Source organism: Bacterioplanoides sp. SCSIO 12839 (assembly GCF_024397975.1).
Classification (GTDB): domain Bacteria; phylum Pseudomonadota; class Gammaproteobacteria; order Pseudomonadales; family Oceanobacteraceae; genus Bacterioplanoides.
The window spans coordinates 3348491-3369753 of the sequence record NZ_CP073745.1 but is presented as its reverse complement, the minus strand read 5'-3'; the positions used below and the strand labels follow the sequence as shown (position 1 = coordinate 3369753).

The following is a 21263-nucleotide window of genomic DNA, read 5'->3' as shown; positions in this document are numbered from 1 at the left end:
ATGATGCTGCGATTTGCAGGCAGCTTGGCTGTTGTTTCATTCTTGGTTGGTTGTACTGGCTCGGGCGATGTTTCTGACTTGAAGTCTTTTGTTTCAGATACGCTTACTCAACCGCGCGGACGTATTAGCCCTATTCCTGTTTTTAAGCCCTATGAATTCTTTAATTACAGTGCTGCTGGATTGCGTTCACCTTTTGACCTTCCTGTTATCCTTGATACCGATATTGTAATACCTCAAGAGCAGGATAATGTCTCTCCGGATTTTGACCGTCCTAAAGAGCACCTTGAGCAATTCTCTTTTGGTGATTTGGGCATGGTTGGCACAATGCAGGGAGTTGATAATACATTGTGGGCCTTAGTTCGGGATGGTGATGGCGGAGTGGTAAGGATTCGTGAAGGGCAATACCTTGGGCAAAACCATGGGCGAGTTGTTTCTATACAGGAAAACCGCTTGAATGTAATAGAAATTGTTCCTGATGGATTGGGTGGTTGGTTAGAGCGACCAAGAACTTTAGCTCTGGATGGTATTGGAGAAGGCTGATTATGATGATTACAAAGGTTGCCGGTAAGACCATGAAAACTATTGCAGTAATGGCGCTGTTTTTCTCAATTGCACTCCCATCCTGGGCGGCTGAATTAAAAGATATACGCTTTGCATCTCTTCCTGGAGATGTGACAGAAATTGAGTTGGAGTTTGATGGGGCACCGCCTGAAGCTAAAGGTTACACCATTGAAAAGCCGGCTCGTATTTCCCTTGATTTGATGGGGGCGGGTAGCGCTCTTAAAGCTAAAAAACACCAAATCGGAACCGGTAATGCCCGCAGTGCCATGATTCTTCCAACTAAGGATCGAACTCGTTTGGTTGTTAATCTTGTTACCTTGGTTGACTACTCCACCCGTGTAAATGGGAATACATTAATTTTAAGTGTGGGTTCAACAGGAGCACCTGAGCGCTTTTCTGAACGAGCTGATTCTTTAGCTGTAGATTCTCCCGCATCTAAGGGTGAAATGAAGGTTGTTAATGTTGATTTTCGCCGTGGGGAGTTGGGTGATGGTCAAGTTCAGATTATGCTGAGTGACGACCGTGCCGCAGCGAATATCCGTCGCGAAGGCGGTAAAATTATTGCTGAATTAGAAAATGTAAGGCTGCCTGATGCGTTGCAGCGTCGTTTGGACGTCACTGATTTTGCAACACCTGTTCGTTATGTTGATGCCAAATACGAAGATGGTAAAACCATACTAACTATCGACCCTGTTGTTGATGATATTGAATATCTAGCTTATCAAGCTGATAACCTCCTTTCGATCAATGTATCTGAATTGCCGGAAGAAGATGTTGAGGAGCGTAAAAAACAATTTCCATTTACGGGTGAAAAGCTCTCGCTTAATTTCCAGAATATCGAAGTTCGTGCAGTTTTACAGTTAATTGCAGACTTCACTGGGTTAAACCTCGTTGCTTCCGATACGGTTCAGGGAAGCATAACTCTGCGTTTGCAAAATGTTCCATGGGATCAGGCCTTGGATTTAGTTTTGAAAACCAAAGCGTTGGGTAAGCGTCAGATGGGCTCAGTTTTATTGATTGCTCCGGCGGAAGAAATTGCTGCACGCGAAAAAATCGAACTCGAAGCAGTCAAGCAAGTTGAAGAGCTGGCACCATTAGTAACTGAGTATATGCAGCTCAATTATGCAAAGGCATCTGATCTTGCTGTGCTGCTGACTTCAGAAGAGGGCTTGTTATCCGCTCGAGGTACAGCTGTTGTTGATGAGCGTACCAACACACTTTTAATGAAAGACACAGCCAGTAATCTGGAAAGAGTCAGAGAAGCGTTAGTCTTGCTCGACGTGCCAGTTCGTCAGGTGCTGATTGAAGCTCGCATCGTGATTGCAAATACCGATGTCGGTGAGGAGATGGGTATTCAATGGGGTGGTGCTGGCTATAAGAATAACGGTAGCAACTGGCAAACTGTCGGTGGCAGCACTCAGACTGTCACTGAAGCGAATCAGATTTTATTTGATCGTGCTACAGACGGTAGCAGTGACCAAACGATTTCGTTCCCTCAGGCAAACGTAGTTGATTTTGGTATCGTTGAAAATGTAGGTGCGCCTTCATTAGCCTTGGGCTATCAAACTGCTGATTATCTATTAAACCTTGAGCTGGCAGCTATTGAAACCGAAGGTAACGGCGAGATTGTTTCTCAGCCTCGCGTTATTACCTCTGATGGTCAAAAAGCTATTATCGAGTCAGGTACTGAAATTCCGTATCGTGAAGCCAGTTCGAGTGGTGCTGTTAGTATTTCTTTCCGTTCAGCTGTTTTGAAACTTGAGGTTACACCGCAAATTACTCCGGACGATCGAATTATTATGGATCTTATCATTAATCAGGATTCAATCGGTGAAACAACGATTAACGGTCCAGCGATTGATACCAATGCGGTAGAAACACAGGTGCTGGTTGATAATGGTGAGACGGTTGTTCTGGGTGGGATTTTCCGTTCAGAAGAAATTAAAACGATCAGAAAAACTCCTTTCTTAGGTGACTTGCCTTTGATTGGTGCTTTGTTCCGGTACAACAATTTCTCTTCTGAGAAATCAGAATTGCTGGTATTTATCACTCCTCGCCTGGTAAAGGATAGCCTGACCAGCCGTTAACTCTATGAAGTTTCATTCTGTTTTTCTTGTTGGGCCGATGGGTGCTGGTAAAAGCACCATTGGCCGATTACTCTCGGCTGAGCTTCAGTGCGACTTTCATGATTCAGACAAGGTAATTGAAGAGCGTTGTGGCGCTAATATTCCCTGGATTTTTGATATGGAAGGCGAGGCTGGCTTTCGCGAGCGCGAAGAACACGCTATTGACGAGCTTACGCAGCTCGATAGTGTTGTGCTTGCGACGGGTGGTGGCGCAGTTATGCGAGAGCAAAATCGTAAACATTTAGCTGCTCGCGGTACCGTTGTATATTTGTGCACCTCTGTTGATCAGCAGCTAGCCCGCACTGCTAAAGACCGCAATCGCCCTTTATTGCAACAGGAGAATCCAGAGCAAGTATTGCGTGATTTATTTGCTGTCAGGGATCCCTTGTATCGAAGTATTGCTGATATTGTCATTGAGACTGATCAGCGCAACCCTAAGTGGGTTGTTAATGAGTTAAAAAAACGCCTGAGTTAATTGAAAGTTAAAGAAATGAATACCTTAACCGTTGATTTGGGTGATCGCAGTTACCCTATTTTTATTGGCTCTGGCCTGCTCTCTGATTCGTCTTTGTACACACCTTATATCAAAGGTAAACAGGCTCTTATTGTAACTAATACAACGGTCGCACCTTTGTATCTTGAACAAGTAAAGTCAGCATTAACAGACTTTCAGGTTGATGTGGTTGTATTGCCGGATGGTGAGCAATATAAAAACCTTGAAACCCTGAATCAGATCTTTGATACCTTGTTGGAAAAGCAACATAACAGAACAACAACTCTGATTGCATTGGGCGGAGGTGTTGTTGGTGATATGACTGGATTTGCAGCGGCTTCTTATCAACGCGGTGTTAACTTTATTCAGGTGCCAACGACACTGTTATCTCAGGTGGACTCTTCCGTTGGCGGTAAAACAGGGGTTAATCACCCACTGGGTAAAAACATGATCGGCGCGTTTCATCAGCCGCAGTGTGTGATTGCCGATACCAGGACGTTAACCACTCTGCCAGAGCGTGAACTGTCTGCTGGTGTGGCGGAAGTCATTAAGTATGGTCTTATCTGTGATTCTTCTTTCTATGGTTGGTTGCAGGAAAATACTTCCTTGTTAATGCAGTGTGATTCAAAAGCACTGGCCTATGCTATTGAGCGCTCTTGTCAGGATAAAGCCGATGTTGTGGCGCAGGATGAAACAGAGTCAGGAATTCGTGCGATTCTGAATCTGGGCCATACGTTTGGCCATGCGATTGAGGCGCACCAGGGCTATGGTAACTGGCTGCATGGAGAGGCGGTTGGAGCCGGTATGTTGATGGCGGCTGATCTTGGTTGTCGCATGGGGGATATCAGCACGCAGGAAGTATCGGAATTACGACAGTTGTTAATTGAAGCGAAGTTGCCGGTTGTTGGTCCTGTGGATATGTCAATCATTGACTATACCTCGCGTATGCAAGTCGATAAGAAGGTTTTGGATGGTCGTATTCGTCTGGTACTGTTGAAGACGATTGGAGAAGCTTATATTACTTCTGATGTGCCTTCTGACTTGCTGAATCAAACACTGAGTGCTGGAGAAATGCTTGGTCAGTTATAGTACACATCAATGGTGAGCTGTGTGTTGGGGGAATTATGGATACTGAACTAAATGTGCTGGAGTCCGAGAAGGGCCATGAACAGCTTCTTTCTTCGGAAGTATTCTCGCAACCTATGCTTAAACTTCTGCCGCAACAGCAGAAAAATCTCGAGCTTTTATCTCACCTTGCTTCTTACAGCGAACTGTTGATCGCAGTTACTGGTTTAACGGGTGTTGGTAAAACGACACTAGCAAATGCGTTGTCTGCTCATCGGGAGACGCCAGAGGATACGCTGTTTTTACAAGCGGATCTGACTACGACTTCATTAGTTGTATTGCAACAAATTGCAATGAGCTGGGATTTGCCACAGTTATCAGAAAACCTGGTTGAAGCAAAAGATGCTGTTTTAACTGCAGCTGCTGCGCGCCAGCAGGAAGGTTATTCTTTGCTGGTTATCATCGATCAGGCTGAGCAGCTGGAAGTCGATACTCTCAACGAAATTGCACACCTGGCTTTATTAGCTCCGCAAGCATTGTCATTTGCTTTGTTTGGGGCATCTGGCTACGAGACGGGTTTGCGAGAAAGTCCGACTCAGGCACCAGTGCACATTTTGCAATTAGAGCCATTGGATTACGATTCTGCTATCTCTCTGGCAGAGCAGACCTTTGATCAGGGGGCTCTGAAAGATTCACAATTGCAATTTGCCTATTCTCGCTCTGGTGGCCTGCCGGGGATGTTCCTGAAAGCACTTGAAGACCAGTTGTTGTCCGGAGAGCAGTCTGATACTTCTGTGAAAAGTAAATTCCCAGTTCTGCATATCGTAGCTGTGGCTGTAGTTGCTTCGGTTTTGGGGATGTCTTTTCTCTATCAGTCTCCCGAAGGTTCGGATGATTCTGCTCTACTTGCCCCTGAACAACTAGATTCTGCACAGCTGCCAGCTTCGAGTGGTTTAGCGGATAAATGGGCGGATGCCACAACACAACCGGAAGAACTTACCGGGTTGGATGAACCGATATTTGCCGATAACGAAAAAACGGAGCTGGCAGCGCCGCAGGTCGCGGTAATTCATGAAGTACCTGAGACACAAGTTCTAAGCTCCAATGCCAATGTTGCTGGTGATACAGATTTTAATTATCAAGCAGAGGCTGAGGTGCCGCCAAGTGCCGCTGAAGCAGCTAAGCCAGTCGTTGAGCAACCAGCAGAAACTAAATCCCTTGTATCTGAGGTGCCAGCAGCAAGCAAGGCGGTTGTTTATTCGTCTGATGAGCAAATTCTTATGAATGCTGACGGCTATGTGATTCAGTTATCCGGATTTCATAGTGAAGCCGGTGCCAAAGATTTTGTTTCGCAATGGCAGTCGAGGCTGAGTAATCAGCTGTATACTTACCGTAGCAGCTATAAGGGTAAGCCATGGCATGTTGTTGTTGCCGGGGTATACTCTGGCAGGGCTGAAGCGACGCGCGCTGTGAAATCCATGCCTAAGTCTCTGCGTGACCAGGCTCCGTGGATAAAAGATGTCCAAATGGTCAAAAAAATACTTAGTGATCGTCAGTAATTTTACCTGATCGAAACTTAGTCAATTCCCACCCAAATTTGTGGCGAGGCGCTCTGATGTGTAGAATGAGCGTCCTTTTGTCTCGATGCTGCTCATTTTTTGAGCGCTTAGGCTGTGTAAGCCCTTGATTTAAATCGTTTTTTTTACTGATGAGAGCTGTTCTATGAGAACTGGTCTGTACACCCCAGGCGACTTTAAGGACAACTGTGGTTTTGGATTGTTGGCACATTTAGAAGGCCAACCAAGCCACGAGCTGCTGACGACAGCGATCGAATCCTTAACGTGCATGACACACCGTGGCGGCATCGCTGCGGATGGTAAAACCGGTGATGGTTGTGGTTTGTTGCTGCAAAAACCGGATTCATTCCTGCGTTCGGTAACCCAGGAAGCTGGTATTACACTGCCAACCCGATATGCGGTTGGTATGCTGTTTATGGACCTGGACCAGGCCATTTTTGAGAAACAAAAAGCCGCTGTTGAACAAGCCATTAAAGATCAGGGGCTGACCGTTCTGGGTTGGCGCACGGTGCCAACCAGCAATGATTGTCTGGGCCCAATGGCGATTGATTGTTTGCCTCGGTTTGAGCAGATTTTTATTGCCCCAGCAGAAGCATTAAGTGAACAAGAGCTTGCGGTTAAGTTGTTCTACGCCCGTCGTTTTGCTGAAAAAGCATTAGCGGAATATGCCGACTTCTATATTGCCAGCCTGTCTGAAAAAGTGCTGTCGTATAAAGGTCTGATGATGCCGGTTGACCTGCCGAATTTCTATCTGGATCTGGGTGACGAGCGCCTGGAAACGGCAATTTGTGTATTCCACCAGCGTTTCTCTACCAACACCATGCCGCGCTGGCCGTTAGCTCAACCATTCCGTATGTTGGCGCACAACGGTGAAATTAACACGATTCAAGGTAACCGTAACTGGGCGAACGCCCGTGCCAGTCAGTTCAATACTGAGTTATTACCGAATCTGCAAGACCTGACACCAATCGTTAACACGACCGGTTCTGACTCCTCTTCCATGGATAACATGCTGGAACTGCTGGCGACTGGTGGTATGAACCTGTTCCGTGCTGTTCGTATGATGATTCCGCCAGCCTGGCAGAATGTCGAAACCATGGATGCCGATCTGCGCGCTTTTTACGAGTACAACTCCATGCATATGGAGCCGTGGGATGGTCCGGCTGGCCTGGTCATCACGGATGGTCGTTATGCTGTCTGTGGCCTTGACCGTAACGGCTTGCGTCCTTCGCGTTGGGTAATCACCAAGAATAACTTCATTACCGTTGCTTCTGAGATTGGTACTTATGATTACAAGCCAGAAGACGTTGTGGCTAAAGGACGTGTTGGCCCAGGTCAAATGCTGGCGATCGATACTCAGGAAGGCAAGCTGCTGCACACTGAAGATATTGATAACGCTCTGAAGCAAGCTCAGCCTTATAAAAAATGGCTGAAAGAAAATGCTGTGCGTCTGGAAAGCTCGCTGTATCTGAAGCATGCTGGCCTGGACGATATGACCGGCGATGAGCTGAACACTCACCAGAAATTGCATCTGATTACTAATGAAGAGCGTGATCAGGTTCTGCGTCCTATGGCTGAAGGTGGTCAGGAAGCAACAGGCTCTATGGGTGATGACACGCCGATGGCGGTTTTATCCCAGCGTGTGCGCCATGTTGCGGATTACTTCCGTCAACAATTTGCCCAGGTGACCAACCCACCGATTGACCCACTGCGTGAGTCTATCGTGATGTCGCTGGAAACCTGTATTGGTGGTGAGAAAAACGTTTTTGAAGAAAGTGCTGATCACGCGAATCGTATCATTCTGACCTCGCCAGTACTGTCTCCGCTGAAGTTTGTTGGTTTAACCAGCAATAACAGCGATGCATTTAAGAACATCAAGCTGAGTATGGCGTTTGATCCGGCGGTTGGCCTTAAGCAGGCAATTGTGGATCTGGCCGATAAAGCTGAGCAAGCGGTGCGTGATGGTAACGTGGTACTGATTTTGTCTGACCGCGAGGTCAATGAAAATCAAATGCTGATCCCGGCGCCGATGGCGACCGGTGCGGTTCATCACCGTCTGGCACAAACCGGTTTACGTACTAACGGTAATATCGTGGTTGAAACCGGTGCTGCACGTGACGCACACCAGTTTGCGGTACTGTTGGGCTTCGGCGCTACCGCGGTATATCCGTGGTTGGCGTACGATGTATTAACCGATTTACATCGCACCAACGAACTGTTGGGCGATCCGCTGAAGTCGCATCAGAACTTCCGTAAAGCGATCCGTAAAGGCTTGCTGAAGATCCTGTCTAAGATGGGTATCTCCACCATTGCTTCTTACCGTGGCTCTCAGCTGTTTGAAGCGGTGGGCTTGAGCAAAGAAATTGTTGATCTGTGTTTCTGCGGTGTGACCAGCCGTATTGAAGGTGCTGAGTTCAGCGACTTTGAAGATGATCTGGGCATTATCAAAAGTGTTGCCTGGAAAAAGCGTAAGAAGCTGGAGCAAGGCGGTCTGCTGAAATACGTACACGGTGGTGAATATCACGCGTACAACCCGGATGTGATCAAGAACATTCAGGAAGCGGTACAAACCAATAGTCAGGCAGCCTACGACCGTTTTGCTGAACTGGTTAACGAGCGTCCAACAGCGACTATCCGTGACTTGCTGTCTCTGCGTAAAGATGTGGCTGGCATTGATATCTCTGAGGTAGAGCCTGCTGAGAAAATTTTCCCACGTTTCGATACCGCTGCTATGTCACTGGGTGCTCTGTCTCCAGAAGCTCACGAAGCATTAGCTGAAGCGATGAACGAACTGGGTGGTCGCTCTAACTCCGGTGAAGGTGGTGAAGATCCGCTGCGTTATGGCACGGCTCGTAACTCTAAGATCAAACAAATCGCCTCTGGCCGTTTTGGTGTGACTCCGCACTATCTATCCAGCGCTGAAGTGCTGCAGATTAAAGTGGCGCAGGGCGCTAAGCCGGGTGAAGGTGGTCAGCTGCCAGGTGGTAAGGTTAACGACCTGATCGCTACGCTGCGTTATTCGGTGCCGGGTGTGACTCTGATTTCACCGCCACCGCATCACGATATTTATTCAATCGAAGATTTGGCTCAGCTGATTTACGATTTGAAGCAGGTAAATCCACAAGCATTGGTATCGGTGAAACTGGTATCTGAGCCGGGTGTTGGTACCATCGCCGCGGGTGTAGCTAAAGCCTACGCTGATCTGATTACCATTTCTGGTTATGACGGTGGTACTGCAGCTTCTCCACTGACCTCGATTAAATATGCGGGTTCTCCTTGGGAGCTTGGCTTGTCTGAAGCGCATCAGGCCCTGCGTGGTAATGATCTGCGTGGTAACGTGCGTGTGCAAACTGACGGTGGTCTGAAGTCTGGTCTGGACGTTGTGAAGGCTGCGATTCTGGGTGCAGAGTCTTTCGGTTTTGGTACCTTGCCGATGGTTGCGGTAGGTTGTAAATACCTGCGTATCTGTCACCTGAACAACTGTGCGACCGGTGTTGCGACTCAGAACGATAATCTGCGCGACAAGCACTATATTGGCACCGCTGATATGGTGAAAAACTACTTCCGCTTTGTAGCCGAAGAAATCCGCGGTTGGATGGCCTCTATTGGTGTTCGCTCACTGGAAGAACTGGTGGGTCGTACTGACTTACTGGAAGTACTGGAAGGCAGCACTCAGAAACAGCGCAATCTGGATCTGACGCCAATTCTGAGCAATGACCTGATTCCAGCGGATAAGCCGCATACCTGCCAGGTAGACCGCAACCGTCCATACGATGAAGGCCTGCTGGCTGAGCGCATGGTCGAAGAAACACTATCCGCAATCGAAACCAAAGCGGGCGGTGAATTCAGCTTCCACATCACTAACTGTGATCGTTCTGTGGGTGCTCGCCTGTCGGGTGAGATCGCTAAGCGTCACGGCAACCAGGGCATGGCGGATAAGCCAGTTCGCCTGAACCTGACCGGTATTGCTGGTCAGTCGTTTGGTGTTTGGAATGCCGGTGGCCTGGAAATGGTGCTGGAAGGCGATGCCAACGATTACGTTGGTAAAGGCATGACTGGCGGCAAGCTGGTGATTCACCCACCAAAAGGGTCTGAGTTCCGTACTAATGACACATCTATTGTAGGTAATACCTGCTTATACGGCGCAACCGGCGGTAAGCTGCTGGCAGCTGGCCGTGCGGGTGAACGTTTTGGCGTGCGTAACTCGGGTGCTCATGCGGTTGTTGAAGGCGCCGGTGACCACTGTTGTGAATACATGACTGGTGGTTTGGTGTGTGTGCTGGGTGAAACCGGCTACAACTTCGGCGCAGGTATGACCGGTGGTTTTGCTTACGTTTACGATCGCGATAACAGCTTTGTCGATAAGTACAACCACGAGCTGGTGGACATTCATCGCATCGCTAACGAAGAAACTGAAGCGCACCGCAACCATTTACGTGGCGTGATTCGTGAGTTTGTTGCAGAAACCGGCAGCGCCTGGGGTCAGGAAATTCTTGATGACTTCGATGGCTTTATCGGTAAGTTCTGGCTGGTTAAGCCAAAAGCCGCTGACTTACAACAATTGCTGAACAACACCCGTGCTCGTCCTGAATAAGCGGACACATAAGAGAGAAGCGGTCAGGACGAGAGAGAGAGGTTCAAGATGTCGCAAGGTTTAAACAACAATCGTCTGAATAATAACTTTCAGTTTGTTGAGGTGGGTCGTCAGGACCCATCCAAAAAATCGGTAGCAACGCGTAAAGCGCAGTTTGTTGAGATTTACGAGCCGTTCCAGCAGGAGCAGGTAACCGACCAGGCACACCGTTGTCTGGCATGTGGTAACCCGTACTGTGAATGGAAATGTCCGGTTCACAACTTTATTCCTAACTGGCTGAAACTGGCCAGTGAAGGCAATATTATGGAAGCGGTTGAGCTGAGCCATCAGACCAACACGTTGCCAGAAGTGTGTGGTCGTGTTTGTCCGCAAGATCGCCTGTGTGAAGGTTCCTGTACCCTGAACGATGGTTTTGGTGCGGTAACTATCGGTAATGTCGAAAAGTACATCACCGATACGGCGTTTGCTATGGGCTGGCGTCCGGACATGAGCAAGGTTGTGCCAACTGGTAAGCGTGTTGCCATTATTGGTGCAGGCCCGGCGGGCTTAGGTGCGGCTGATATTCTGGTGCGTAATGGTGTGACTCCAGTGGTCTTCGATAAGTACCCGGAAATTGGCGGTCTGCTGACCTTTGGTATTCCGGAGTTCAAACTGGAAAAGAGCGTGATGTCTAACCGTCGCGAAGTGTTTGAAGGCATGGGTGTGGAATTCCGTCTGAACACTGAAGTGGGTAAAGACGTCGACTTCCAGAGCATCATTGATGAATTCGATGCCGTATTCTTAGGCATGGGTACCTACAACTATATGAAAGGTGGCTTCCCGGGTGAAGATCTTCCGGGTGTACACGATGCATTAGATTTCCTGATTGCCAACGTTAATCGTAATCTGGGCTTTGAAAAAGACGCCGCTGACTTTATCGACATGAAAGGTAAAAAGGTTGTCGTTTTAGGTGGTGGTGACACTGCGATGGACTGTAACCGTACTTCGATCCGTCAAGGTGCCGATAAAGTGACGTGTGCTTACCGCCGTGACGAAGCGAATATGCCGGGTTCGGTACGTGAAGTTCAGAATGCCCGCGAAGAAGGCGTTAACTTTATGTTTAACCGTCAGCCTGTTGCCATTGTTGGTGATGATAAGGTTGAAGGTATTAAGGTGGTTACTACTGAGCTGGGCGAACCCGATGAAAATGGCCGCCGCCGTCCTCAAGTGGTGGAAGGTTCAGAAGAAATCATTGCCGCAGACGCCGTTCTGGTTGCCTTTGGTTTCCAGCCTAGCCCAGCACCTTGGTTCAAAGACTTCGGTATTGAACTGAACAGTTGGAAAGGGGTTGTTGCACCAGAAGAACAGGAATTTAAATTCCAAACCACGAATCCAAAAGTGTTTGCCGGTGGTGATATGGTACGTGGTTCTGATCTTGTGGTTACGGCCATCTGGGAAGGTCGTCAGGCAGCCGAAGGTATTCTGGATTACCTGGATGTATAAATAGCGAGAGGCCTGAGGAGTTATCCTTAAGCTTTGCTGAGTAGAAAAGCGCGTCGGTGTTCAGGCACTTACGCGCTTTTTTTGTTCAAGCTTGTGAACTAAATAGTATTAACAGGTTGCTGGTCAGTGCTATGCTAGCAAGTTACAAGATACTGGTCGGGATAAACCTCAGATGGAGCGATTGCGTATGTTTAAGCCCACGGCGATAGCCATTCCGTTATTAACGTTGTTCTTAGCTGCTTGCGGTGGTGGTGGTGGCGGCGATGATGTTGTCGGTAGTTCAGGGAATGGCGCTGGTAGTGATGGCGGATCAGATAATGGCGACGGTTCGAGTCCAGCAACTGTTGATCCTGACTTAGGCAGCGGTATCGGAGCTCAGTTTGTATCCGGTGCTATTAGCGCGGGATCCTTTTCGGTTGTTGCTGGCAGTAGCCTAGAAATTACTGTTAACGGTGTTGATAGCAACCAAGCCAATGCTGCTTTGAGTTCTATTTATCAGTATACCTTCACTTCACAATGCAGCTCATCAAATCAAGCATCATTTAGTATCGCCAATGCGACTTCTTCGACAGGTACTTTAACGACAACCTATCAAAACATTAATTGTGCAAACGGTGACACAATTACCGCTCGCTTATTTCAGGGAGGGGCAGATACATCGGTCGTAGATAATGCCCTGGCAACAGCAACGTTAGTTATTAATACCGCATTACCTAAATTGGGTAACGGTAGTGGAGCTGATTTTGTTGATGGCCAGATTGGAGGTTTGAATACAATATCAGGTTCAGAATCTGTCGAGTTGACTGCTACCGCCGTAAACCCATTAGACAATAATGCTGCATTGGATAGCAGTGATTATGAGGTTGAGTGGAGTTCTGATTGTAGTGCGGGTTCCTTCACTTTGGAGAAGCAGTCGCTTGAAGATGAAATCCGAACTCGCTATAGCAGTGATATTACCAATGCAGATTGTCTGAATAATGATAACGTTATCGGATTACGTTTGTATGAACGGTCAAACCCTTCAGTCACTCTTGCTAGCTCAAATAAAAACATTGCTGTTGAATTGGGTGTTGCCCCCAAAATTGGTAACGGCTCTGGATCTCCGGGTTTTAACCAAGGCAGCTTGCTTGTATCTCCGTCGACTTTATCTGCCGGTGGTACAGCAGTAGTCGAGGTTTCCGTTGTTGACGGTAATAATTCAGATGCGCTGGTTTCGAATAAAGCTTACGGTTTGGTTATTTCCAGTACCTGTTTTCAGGAATTACCACCATTAGTGACGTTTCCTGAAGAAGAAAAAATTATTTCTCAAGGTGAAGCTCGATTTGCCTATACTGCGGATGGTTGCGAAGGCAGTGACCAGATTACCGTAACTTTATACGATGTATCTGGTGGGGAGATTGATCGCTCAAGAGCATTAGCAACTGCATCGGGCAGCGTTACTGTTAACTCAGCAGAAGTTGGTGCAATTAATTTCAACGAAATTTCTGAACAGCTGCTATCCATGAGAGGGGTTGGTAATCCCGCGCTTCCAGGTCAGTCTGTTGTTAGCTTTATTGTCACTGACCGTAATGGTAATCCGATTTCTAATCAATCCGTTGATTTTGAGCTTAGTGCGACAGTCGGTGGTCTTAACTTAACGAGTAACTCCGATATCACAGACTCGGAAGGTAAGGCTGAAGCTATCGTTAATACAGGGACCGAGCATGCGATTGTTAGCGTCAAAGCAACAACAACAACGTCCACCGGAGTGGAGCTTGAGACCAACTCCTTACCTATCTCCATTACTACGGGTTATCCTGATCAGGATAGTTTTGACGTCTCAGTAAATATCTTGAATCCAGGTGCTGGTGATATTAATGGAGCGGATGTGACAGTTACTGTTTTTGCTGCTGATCAATTTAACAACCGGGTTCCTGATGGAACGGTGATTAATTTCACGGCTGAAAGCGGTTCTATTGGCTCTAGCTGCTCAATACAGGCAGGTGAGTGCACTGTGAACTGGAGTAGTAGTGGTGATCGTCCAGGACGGCATGCGGCTGCTTTGCAGAGAGTCAACGAAGTGAATGCATTTGATTCATCAACGGTATTTGGTATGACCACTATCCTGGCTTATACCCAGGGTGAAGGTAGCTTTAATGATAGTAATGGTAATGGCTTATTCGAGGTTGGTGAGCCATTTGACACATTTGCAGAAGCGTTTAGGGACGACAATACCAATGGCTCCATTGATAATGGAACTAGCGGTGCTCCTGTCGAATTTTTTGCAGATTTTAATAATAATAACGCCTACAACAATGCACCAGTGACTTATCAAGGCGTTGCTTGTGCTGCTAGTGCAAAAGCTGCTGGCCATTGTGCGAGTCAAATGAATGTTCGCGCCTCAACGCGTTTAGTTCAGTCTAATGCTATTTCTGCGCCGAGCATCCGCTACTTCGTTCGTAATAATGAAGTGGGCTATAGCCATATTGAACTGACTAATGGTGTGACATATCTGGATACAGTGACGGTCTTGTTGCAGGATTCTAACGGGAATATTCCAGCTTCTGGCACTACGGCCGCTTTTTCTGCCGATGGTTACAAGGTTAATGGTGATTCTGGAGTAGTACCTAATAGCATTGGTTATTTGAATGAAACTAATGACCCCAATGGCTTCCCTGTGAATCGTGGTGCTTTATACACCATGACGATAACTTTGGATGATCCAACTGATTTAGGTCCTCTGGAGACCGCAGTAACGTTAGGTGCTGTAAGCGTCCGGGGTTCTCTGGAGATTCGTTTGAGTCCACCAACAATTCGTTTGCTTTACCGTTCTGGTAATGCTGACGACGGTGATGGTGTGCCTGAGTTAGGTGAAGAGTTTTCTGAATACGAGGGTTCAGCACTTACGGCAGATGGCAGTGCTCCAGAGCTTTGGGCGGTAGTTGAAGATGCAACGAATACAGCCCCTGTTCTGCTTGCTTCACCTTCTGACTTTACCGCAACAGAAACAAGTGATGCTGTTGTTGCTGTTGGTACAAGAACAACAGCTGCAGCAGCTGATGGTGATTTCCCGGTTGGTGATATTCGCTCAGGTGCTTTTGTCTATCCGATTACTGTGACTAAAAACGCGGATACCAGTTTTATTCTGACCAGCACTGCAAATTATGAAGGCGGCCAAACCCGTATTGATACAGCTGTGTCTGTGCCATAACTCTTCGCGATTCATTACGTTCAAATAGATGCCAAATCACCGTCTCAGGTGGTTTGGCATTTTGCGTAATGTTGTTTCGTCCAATTTTCTGTTGTCATAAAACTCCAAAACTCAGCTACGCTTATTCCAAAGGATTGACGGTTGCTGAGTTATGTTCCACTCCAAATCTAAAAAATCACGTTTGCCCGTGTTATATGGGCTACTGACGATCATGACCTTACTGGGTCTTGTGATGTCATTGGTGCTTGCCTGGTCTTGGAATATGCAAAGCCTGAAGCATGAATTTGACTCAGAAAGTTATGTTATCAGCCAGTATGTCAGAGAAAAAATGGCTCAGAATGAAACTTTACTGGTTGGGCTGTTTACCTATTTTAAGGGTAAAGACTCGGTTGATCTGAATTCCGTCCGTAATTATGCCAGTATCATGGCACGTCGCTTTCCTCATGTTCATATGTTCCAGGTCGCGCAATTCGTAGAAGATCGCAACTGGCAGGAATATGAACAATATATGCATCAGCAGCTCAGCCATCCTTCCGTTTTAAGGTTTGTGAGCGGCGAAGGTCTGGTGCGTCAACGAATTATTGATGATGACCAGGCACTGCCTGTCATTATGATTGAGCCTGCGATTGAAGCCTCGCGTCTTGGGTTGGATCTAAAAACCATCGATTTTATTAATGATCATATTCCACAAAATGTCAGTGAAAAAATCGTCTTGACCGAGCCGTTTCAGTTACTCGACGACGAGCCGGTTATGGTGATGATGCAAACGGTTGTGCATCAGTCTGTGCCACAGTTTTTATCCTTATTAGTGGTTAAGGTCAGTGATTTATTACCTTCAATTACGGACCAGTGGCATCTCGGTGTGGATTTATACACGGTTACAGAAAACAATCGTTTCCGCTTGGTAAACAAGGTGAGCGATGTACAGCATGAGGGCGTTTTATCAATATTTCCCGAATTAAAGGCTACCCGTACGATTCAACTAAGTGATTACACGCTTGAGATTCAATTCTCAAGGCCACTAACCTGGAGCGATATAAAATGGAGCTGGCTGGTGATTGTGATTATGGGTATTGTGGTTTTCCCCACCTTATACCGACAGATGTTCCATATACACTCTCGCTTTGAAGCCAGTGAAGAGGAGCAGCGCCGTCGCCTTTATAAACAAGCGAACTATGACGGCCTGACAGGGCTGCCTAACCGTTATAGCTTCGATGAATATGCCCAGCGTTTGTTATCCACGGCTGAACGCTCCAAGGCGGATATGGCGGTATTTTACCTCGACCTTAATGGGTTCAAAGCCATTAATGACCAGTTGGGCCACGATGCAGGAGATTATGTACTTGAACAGCTTGGTTCAGGCTTGTCGCAAGCGTTACGACGTGGTGATATGGCGGCTCGTTTAGGCGGAGATGAATTTATTGTACTGGTTGACCCTATTGAAAATATGGATCAGTTACGGATGATCAAAAACCGACTTGAGCGTGTTGTGCTTGGCATCAACGGTGCGCGTTTAGAACCTCTGAGAATATCTGCCAGTATTGGTTATGCCTATACGTCAGATCATGGTTATGAGCTGACGAAACTTATGCAAATTGCTGATGCTGATATGTACGAACAAAAAAGAAAGCATCACCAGGAAATAGGATCATTAATTACCGATACTGGCGTTTAATATCTATTCAGACATATTTTGTCTGCGACCCTCTGAAAATCTTGCATAAAAAATAATCATAAGTCTGTCGATTATATATTTGTTATCTAGACTAAATCCGATATCTGCCTAAGACAGATAAAGAACTGCCTTAAAAAAATAAAAACGAAGGATAATTTCTTATGATAATGCGGACGCTTGCCACATTGCTGGCATTTATAACTCTTTGTTTCTCTGGTCATGTCTGGTCAATGTCGAAGCCACCCAGCTCCGGCTATACCGAGACGAAATACCCGATTGTGCTTACCCATGGATTATTTGGCTTTGATAATTTATTTGGCATCGATTACTGGTATAAAGTGCCTGAAACACTCCGCCAGGATGGCGCTGATGTGTATATCACGACCGTATCCAATTCTAATTCACCTGAAATCCGCGGTGAGCAGTTAATTCCTCAGATTGAGCAAATATTAGCAATCAGCGGTGCTGAAAAAGTGAATCTGATAGGTCATAGTCATGGCGGGCCAACGACGCGTTACGTGGCTTCAGTGCGACCAGATCTGGTGGCATCGGTGACAACCATTGCAGGTGTTAACCGTGGTACACCGGTGGCTGATACGTTATCAGAGTTAAGTGATGACTCAGCGGTTGTGGAAGGATTACTGGCCACGCTTGGCAATACACTGGCTCAGGTAATTGACGGTGTATCCGGTGGTGATTATCCCCAGGATATTCTGGCTTCGATGCGTTCCATGACATTTGAACAAACGGAGGCGTTTAACCAGCTGCATGGTGATGGCATTCCAACGACTGCCTGCGGTGAAGGCGCTTATGAAGTGAATGGTGTACGTTATTATTCGTGGAGCGGTGCTCAGCCTGTTACGAATGTATTAGATCCTCTGGATCTTATTACCGGCACTGCTCAACATTTCTTCCCGGCAGGTGAGGCCAATGATGGTTTGGTTGGCAGCTGTTCTTCGCGTTTAGGAATGGTAATTCGTGATGACTTCCGTATGAATCATTTGGATGAAGTGAACCTGTTGTTAGGTATTCACCATCTGACGGAAACGGATCCATTAACGGTATTCCGGACCCACGCCAATCGCTTAAAACAAGCGGGGTTATAACCATGAAGCCATTACGTATTGTTTTAAACAGCCCATTGTTAGGCCCTTTTTTATTGTTGTTTTTTGTCGTGATTTGCACCGCCTTATTAACGTTTGAAACAAAGGTGAAAAAGCAGGGCGTGTTGCAGAATAATGTCGTAGTGGCGACACCGGATCAGATTATTACTGAATCTGATCCGACTGTTTTAAGCAAACAACTATTGTCCTTAAAAACATTTCGGGGTGCTGAACGTGATGGTTTATTGCGTACGGATAATCAGGGGAATTTGATTATCGACCTGGCATTACGACAATGGCTGGATTTTCATTTAGCGGCTCAGGGAGAAGTTGAATTGGCTGACATTTTATTCGTGATACGAAGCCAAATGATACAACTACCTGAACCTGGCAGCTCTCAGGCACTGGCTTTGTTGCAGCAATACATTGGTTATTTGCAAGCATTAGAGCATTACGACCTTGAACAGCAAAAAAGGGTTGATGTTGCGGCCACTGAAGACATGGTTGAGCGTACTCGTTGGCAACAGCGGTTACGACAACAATGGTTCAGTGCACAAATAATCGATGCGTTTTTTACGGGTGATGAGCTGCTGGACAATTATATGATAGAACAAATTCTGGCCCGAAGATCCGGAGCTAGCGAGGACGAGTTACGATTACTGGAGCAACAGCTTCCTGAACCGATACGCAGGATGCGCGATCAGACCCGGAGTGTGGTTGAACTGAATCGTCATGAGCAGGCTATGATTCAACAAGGGCACAGTAGCGAAGCCATCCACCAGTTTCGTGTACAGAAGTTTGGTCATGATGCTGCAGATCGTCTGGCTGCCACAGACCAAAAACAACAGGCCTGGCATCAGCGGCTGACAAGTTACCTCAATTATATGAATTCTGAACAGTTGCAGAGTATTGACCCTGAATATCGTGAAGAATTATTAATGACTTATCGTAACCAGCACTTCTCTGCACAAGAGCAAAAAAGGTTACCGGCAGCGATTCAATTATTATCGGCTAACTGAGGTAAAACTAACCAGGTTGCCTTTCATCAGATAGCGCTGACAAAACTCTTCTTCAGGAATAGGACGACTGAAATAATACCCCTGATAGCTTTCACAGGTCATTTCCGACAGCATGGAAAGCTGTTGGTCTGTTTCCACACCTTCTGCGACCAGTTTTAATTTCAGGGTTTTTGCCATCGCAATAATGGCCCGGACAATTGCTTCGTCATCAACATCCGTCGTAATGTCATTGATAAAAGACCGGTCAATCTTTAATTTTCTTAGCGGGAATTGCTTCAGGTAACTCAAAGACGAGTACCCGGTTCCAAAATCATCCATGGCAAACTCAACGCCGAACTCATTGATTTTATGCATTAGGCGAATGTTTTCGTTGAGGTTATCCATTAATAAACTTTCAGTGATTTCCAATTCCAGTTGGGACGCAGGTAGCTGATGTTTGTCTAGCAGAAACTTAACGCGTTGGACAAACGCCTCGTCCATCTGGCAGGCCGAAACGTTCACGGAAATGATCAGGTTCAGGCCAAACTGTTGATTCCAACGGCTGAAAACCGAACAAGCTTCATTTAATGCCCAGTCACCAATGTCCCTGATCATGCCGGTTTCTTCAGCGATAGGAATAAAGTCGGCTGGTGAAATCATGCCTCTTTCAGGATGGTTCCAGCGAATCAGCGCTTCCGCACCTAATAATTGGTTATCGCTAGTGGTGACCTGAGGTTGATAATGAAGTTCAAATTGCTGCAGTTTGATGGCTTTACGTAGCTCATTTTCTAATAACAAGCGTTCTTTCGCCTGGTGATTCATTTCATCTGAGAAAAACTGATAACAATTGCCTCCCTTTTCTTTTGCTTTATACATGGCGGTATCGGCATGCTGCATCAACTCGTGTGATTCGGTGGCGTTATCGGGGTAAAGGCTGATACCGATACTGCAGGTGCTGCTGAGTTTGTAATATTCGAGCTGAAACGTTTGCGCCAGAATATCTTTGACGTGATCGGCCAGTGACATCACTTCATCGCGATCAGCCGGATTATTCATCATGATGACAAACTCATCACCACCCAACCGGGCTAATAAATGTTTTTCATTGACGGCTTTTTTTAATCGCTCCGACACTAATCTCAGCAGTCGGTCTCCAACCTGATGTCCCAGTGACTCGTTAACGGTTTTAAAACGATCCAGATCAATCAGTAATAAAGCAAAAGGCTGCTGATGTTTTGTATCCCGGTTAATATGATTAATCATTTCATCGTTAAAACAGTAACGATTAGCCAACTCTGTTAACGGGTCGCGCGTGGCCAGGTACTCTACTTGCTGTTGTGATAACTTCTGATCTGTTATATCAACCAGTAAGCCTTCGATGGTTAATGTGCCATCCTTATTGGTGCAAATATGTCCTTTGTTCATTGCCCAGCGGCTATCGTACCCTTGGATCGTCAGACGGCATACAAATTCAAACGATGATTGTTCTTTGACGTGCTTTTCAATTTGGCGGATGACATTATCTTTATCGTCTTCATGAAGAAAATCGAGCAGCGAATACGTATGTCGGGAAAAGTCTTCTTCTGGTAACGAAAAAATTTGCTCACTTCCCTGAGTAACAAACCGTAATTTGTAGCTGGGATAATCGGCCTGATAAGCACAGCCTGAGATGTTATTTAAAAACAGTGAGGTTGTATTTTCTGATTTCTTCAGTGATTTAATGAAAGCCTGCTCTTTGGTAATCAGCTTTTGTTTATTTTTTTTATCATGGTAATAACTCAGTAAAACCGCCAGGCTGGTTAATAACCATAAAATAATGCCAGACATAGCACTTTTAACTGCTCGTAGGTGCAGATCAAAGGCCGGAACCGAAGCTTCAATTTTGACTTCCGGGTTATCGCTTATCAAAATTTGTCGATAGACATCCTGACTATCCAGATTGCTGTTTTTTTCGCTGAAATGCATCTGATCGGATGGTGAGTGTTCTGATGGTAATTTTTGCAAAAAGCTTTGAATTCGCAGTGGCACCTCTTCCGATAGCAGATGACTGATGTCATTGTTTGTTTTCGGATGATCAAACGCCAGCAGCTGATCCTGTGACGAATAAACCTTTAAGCTGAGGTTCTGATAGTGATGGGTGCGAACCAGCTTTGGGAAATCATTGTGTTGCAGCTGTTCGACAGAAATATTTTTGTAATCAAGCTGATGCTTAACCGTTTGTAAGAAACTATGTTGCTGACGATATAACTCATCGCTGACCAACCGCTTAGTTTGCTGCCAGGTATTGCTTAAGTGAAGCGCCAGCACGATAACGCATAGTAGCCAGATCAGGAGATAACGATTGCGCAATCCCGTTGGCAGCCTGTTGAGAAAAAACATGTATATAAGAACCAGATAAA

At 46.4% G+C, this 21263-nt stretch carries 12 protein-coding genes; 11 read left to right on the top strand and 1 reads right to left on the bottom strand.

What is annotated here, in order from left to right; all coding sequences use genetic code 11:
* The 11 genes from KFF03_RS15300 (at position 1) to KFF03_RS15250 (ending at position 18885) form a co-directional block, all read left to right on the top strand.
* Positions 1-540: a pilus assembly protein PilP gene (locus tag KFF03_RS15300; protein ID WP_255857784.1), complete on the top strand. Its 540-nt coding sequence runs from the start codon at positions 1-3 to the stop codon at positions 538-540.
* Between the two features lie 2 nt (positions 541-542).
* Positions 543-2648 carry a type IV pilus secretin PilQ gene (pilQ, locus tag KFF03_RS15295; RefSeq protein ID WP_255857783.1) on the top strand — a complete coding sequence of 702 codons (2106 nt, stop codon included), beginning with the start codon at positions 543-545 and terminating at the stop codon, positions 2646-2648.
* Positions 2649-2652: 4 nt separating this feature from the next.
* Positions 2653-3162, top strand: coding sequence for a shikimate kinase AroK (gene aroK / locus KFF03_RS15290; RefSeq protein ID WP_255857782.1), 510 nt, complete (start codon positions 2653-2655; stop codon positions 3160-3162).
* A 15-nt stretch (positions 3163-3177) separates the two neighbouring features.
* On the top strand, positions 3178-4269 hold the full coding sequence (gene aroB / locus KFF03_RS15285; RefSeq protein WP_255857781.1) for a 3-dehydroquinate synthase: 1092 nt from the start codon (positions 3178-3180) through the stop codon (positions 4267-4269).
* A gap of 35 nt (positions 4270-4304) precedes the next feature.
* Entirely contained in the window at positions 4305-5804 is a 1500-nt protein-coding gene (locus KFF03_RS15280; protein ID WP_255857780.1) for an SPOR domain-containing protein, read from the top strand.
* A 163-nt stretch (positions 5805-5967) separates the two neighbouring features.
* Positions 5968-10416 (top strand): glutamate synthase large subunit, encoded by a 4449-nt coding sequence (gene gltB, locus KFF03_RS15275; protein WP_255857779.1) that lies wholly within the window; start codon positions 5968-5970, stop codon positions 10414-10416.
* A gap of 48 nt (positions 10417-10464) precedes the next feature.
* A complete protein-coding gene (locus KFF03_RS15270; protein WP_255857778.1) occupies positions 10465-11898 on the top strand; it encodes an FAD-dependent oxidoreductase in 1434 nt (477 codons plus the stop codon).
* A 187-nt stretch (positions 11899-12085) separates the two neighbouring features.
* Positions 12086-15088: an Ig-like domain-containing protein gene (locus tag KFF03_RS15265; RefSeq protein WP_255857777.1), complete on the top strand. Its 3003-nt coding sequence runs from the start codon at positions 12086-12088 to the stop codon at positions 15086-15088.
* Positions 15089-15239: 151 nt separating this feature from the next.
* Positions 15240-16763: a GGDEF domain-containing protein gene (locus KFF03_RS15260; RefSeq protein ID WP_255857776.1), complete on the top strand. Its 1524-nt coding sequence runs from the start codon at positions 15240-15242 to the stop codon at positions 16761-16763.
* Between the two features lie 230 nt (positions 16764-16993).
* Positions 16994-17869 carry a triacylglycerol lipase gene (locus tag KFF03_RS15255; protein WP_255857775.1) on the top strand — a complete coding sequence of 292 codons (876 nt, stop codon included), beginning with the start codon at positions 16994-16996 and terminating at the stop codon, positions 17867-17869.
* Between the two features lie 2 nt (positions 17870-17871).
* A complete protein-coding gene (locus KFF03_RS15250; RefSeq protein WP_255857774.1) occupies positions 17872-18885 on the top strand; it encodes a lipase secretion chaperone in 1014 nt (337 codons plus the stop codon).
* On the opposite strand, the gene KFF03_RS15245 is transcribed toward KFF03_RS15250, so the two are convergent.
* Positions 18871-21171 (bottom strand): bifunctional diguanylate cyclase/phosphodiesterase, encoded by a 2301-nt coding sequence (locus tag KFF03_RS15245; protein ID WP_255857773.1) that lies wholly within the window; start codon positions 21169-21171, stop codon positions 18871-18873. The genes KFF03_RS15250 and KFF03_RS15245 overlap by 15 nt on opposite strands.
* Positions 21172-21263: the final 92 nt, after the last annotated feature.

What these genes read in the sequence shown, in the direction of transcription:
- KFF03_RS15280 (WP_255857780.1), top strand. Translation starts at nt 4,305, where the DNA reads ATGGATACTGAACTAAATGTGCTGGAGTCCGAGAAGGGCCATGAACAG.
- KFF03_RS15260 (WP_255857776.1), top strand. Translation starts at nt 15,240, where the DNA reads ATGTTCCACTCCAAATCTAAAAAATCACGTTTGCCCGTGTTATATGGG.
- gltB (WP_255857779.1), top strand. Translation starts at nt 5,968, where the DNA reads ATGAGAACTGGTCTGTACACCCCAGGCGACTTTAAGGACAACTGTGGT.
- KFF03_RS15265 (WP_255857777.1), top strand. Translation starts at nt 12,086, where the DNA reads ATGTTTAAGCCCACGGCGATAGCCATTCCGTTATTAACGTTGTTCTTA.
- pilQ (WP_255857783.1), top strand. Translation starts at nt 543, where the DNA reads ATGATGATTACAAAGGTTGCCGGTAAGACCATGAAAACTATTGCAGTA.
- aroK (WP_255857782.1), top strand. Translation starts at nt 2,653, where the DNA reads ATGAAGTTTCATTCTGTTTTTCTTGTTGGGCCGATGGGTGCTGGTAAA.
- KFF03_RS15300 (WP_255857784.1), top strand. Translation starts at nt 1, where the DNA reads ATGATGCTGCGATTTGCAGGCAGCTTGGCTGTTGTTTCATTCTTGGTT.
- KFF03_RS15255 (WP_255857775.1), top strand. Translation starts at nt 16,994, where the DNA reads ATGTCGAAGCCACCCAGCTCCGGCTATACCGAGACGAAATACCCGATT.
- KFF03_RS15250 (WP_255857774.1), top strand. Translation starts at nt 17,872, where the DNA reads ATGAAGCCATTACGTATTGTTTTAAACAGCCCATTGTTAGGCCCTTTT.
- aroB (WP_255857781.1), top strand. Translation starts at nt 3,178, where the DNA reads ATGAATACCTTAACCGTTGATTTGGGTGATCGCAGTTACCCTATTTTT.
- KFF03_RS15270 (WP_255857778.1), top strand. Translation starts at nt 10,465, where the DNA reads ATGTCGCAAGGTTTAAACAACAATCGTCTGAATAATAACTTTCAGTTT.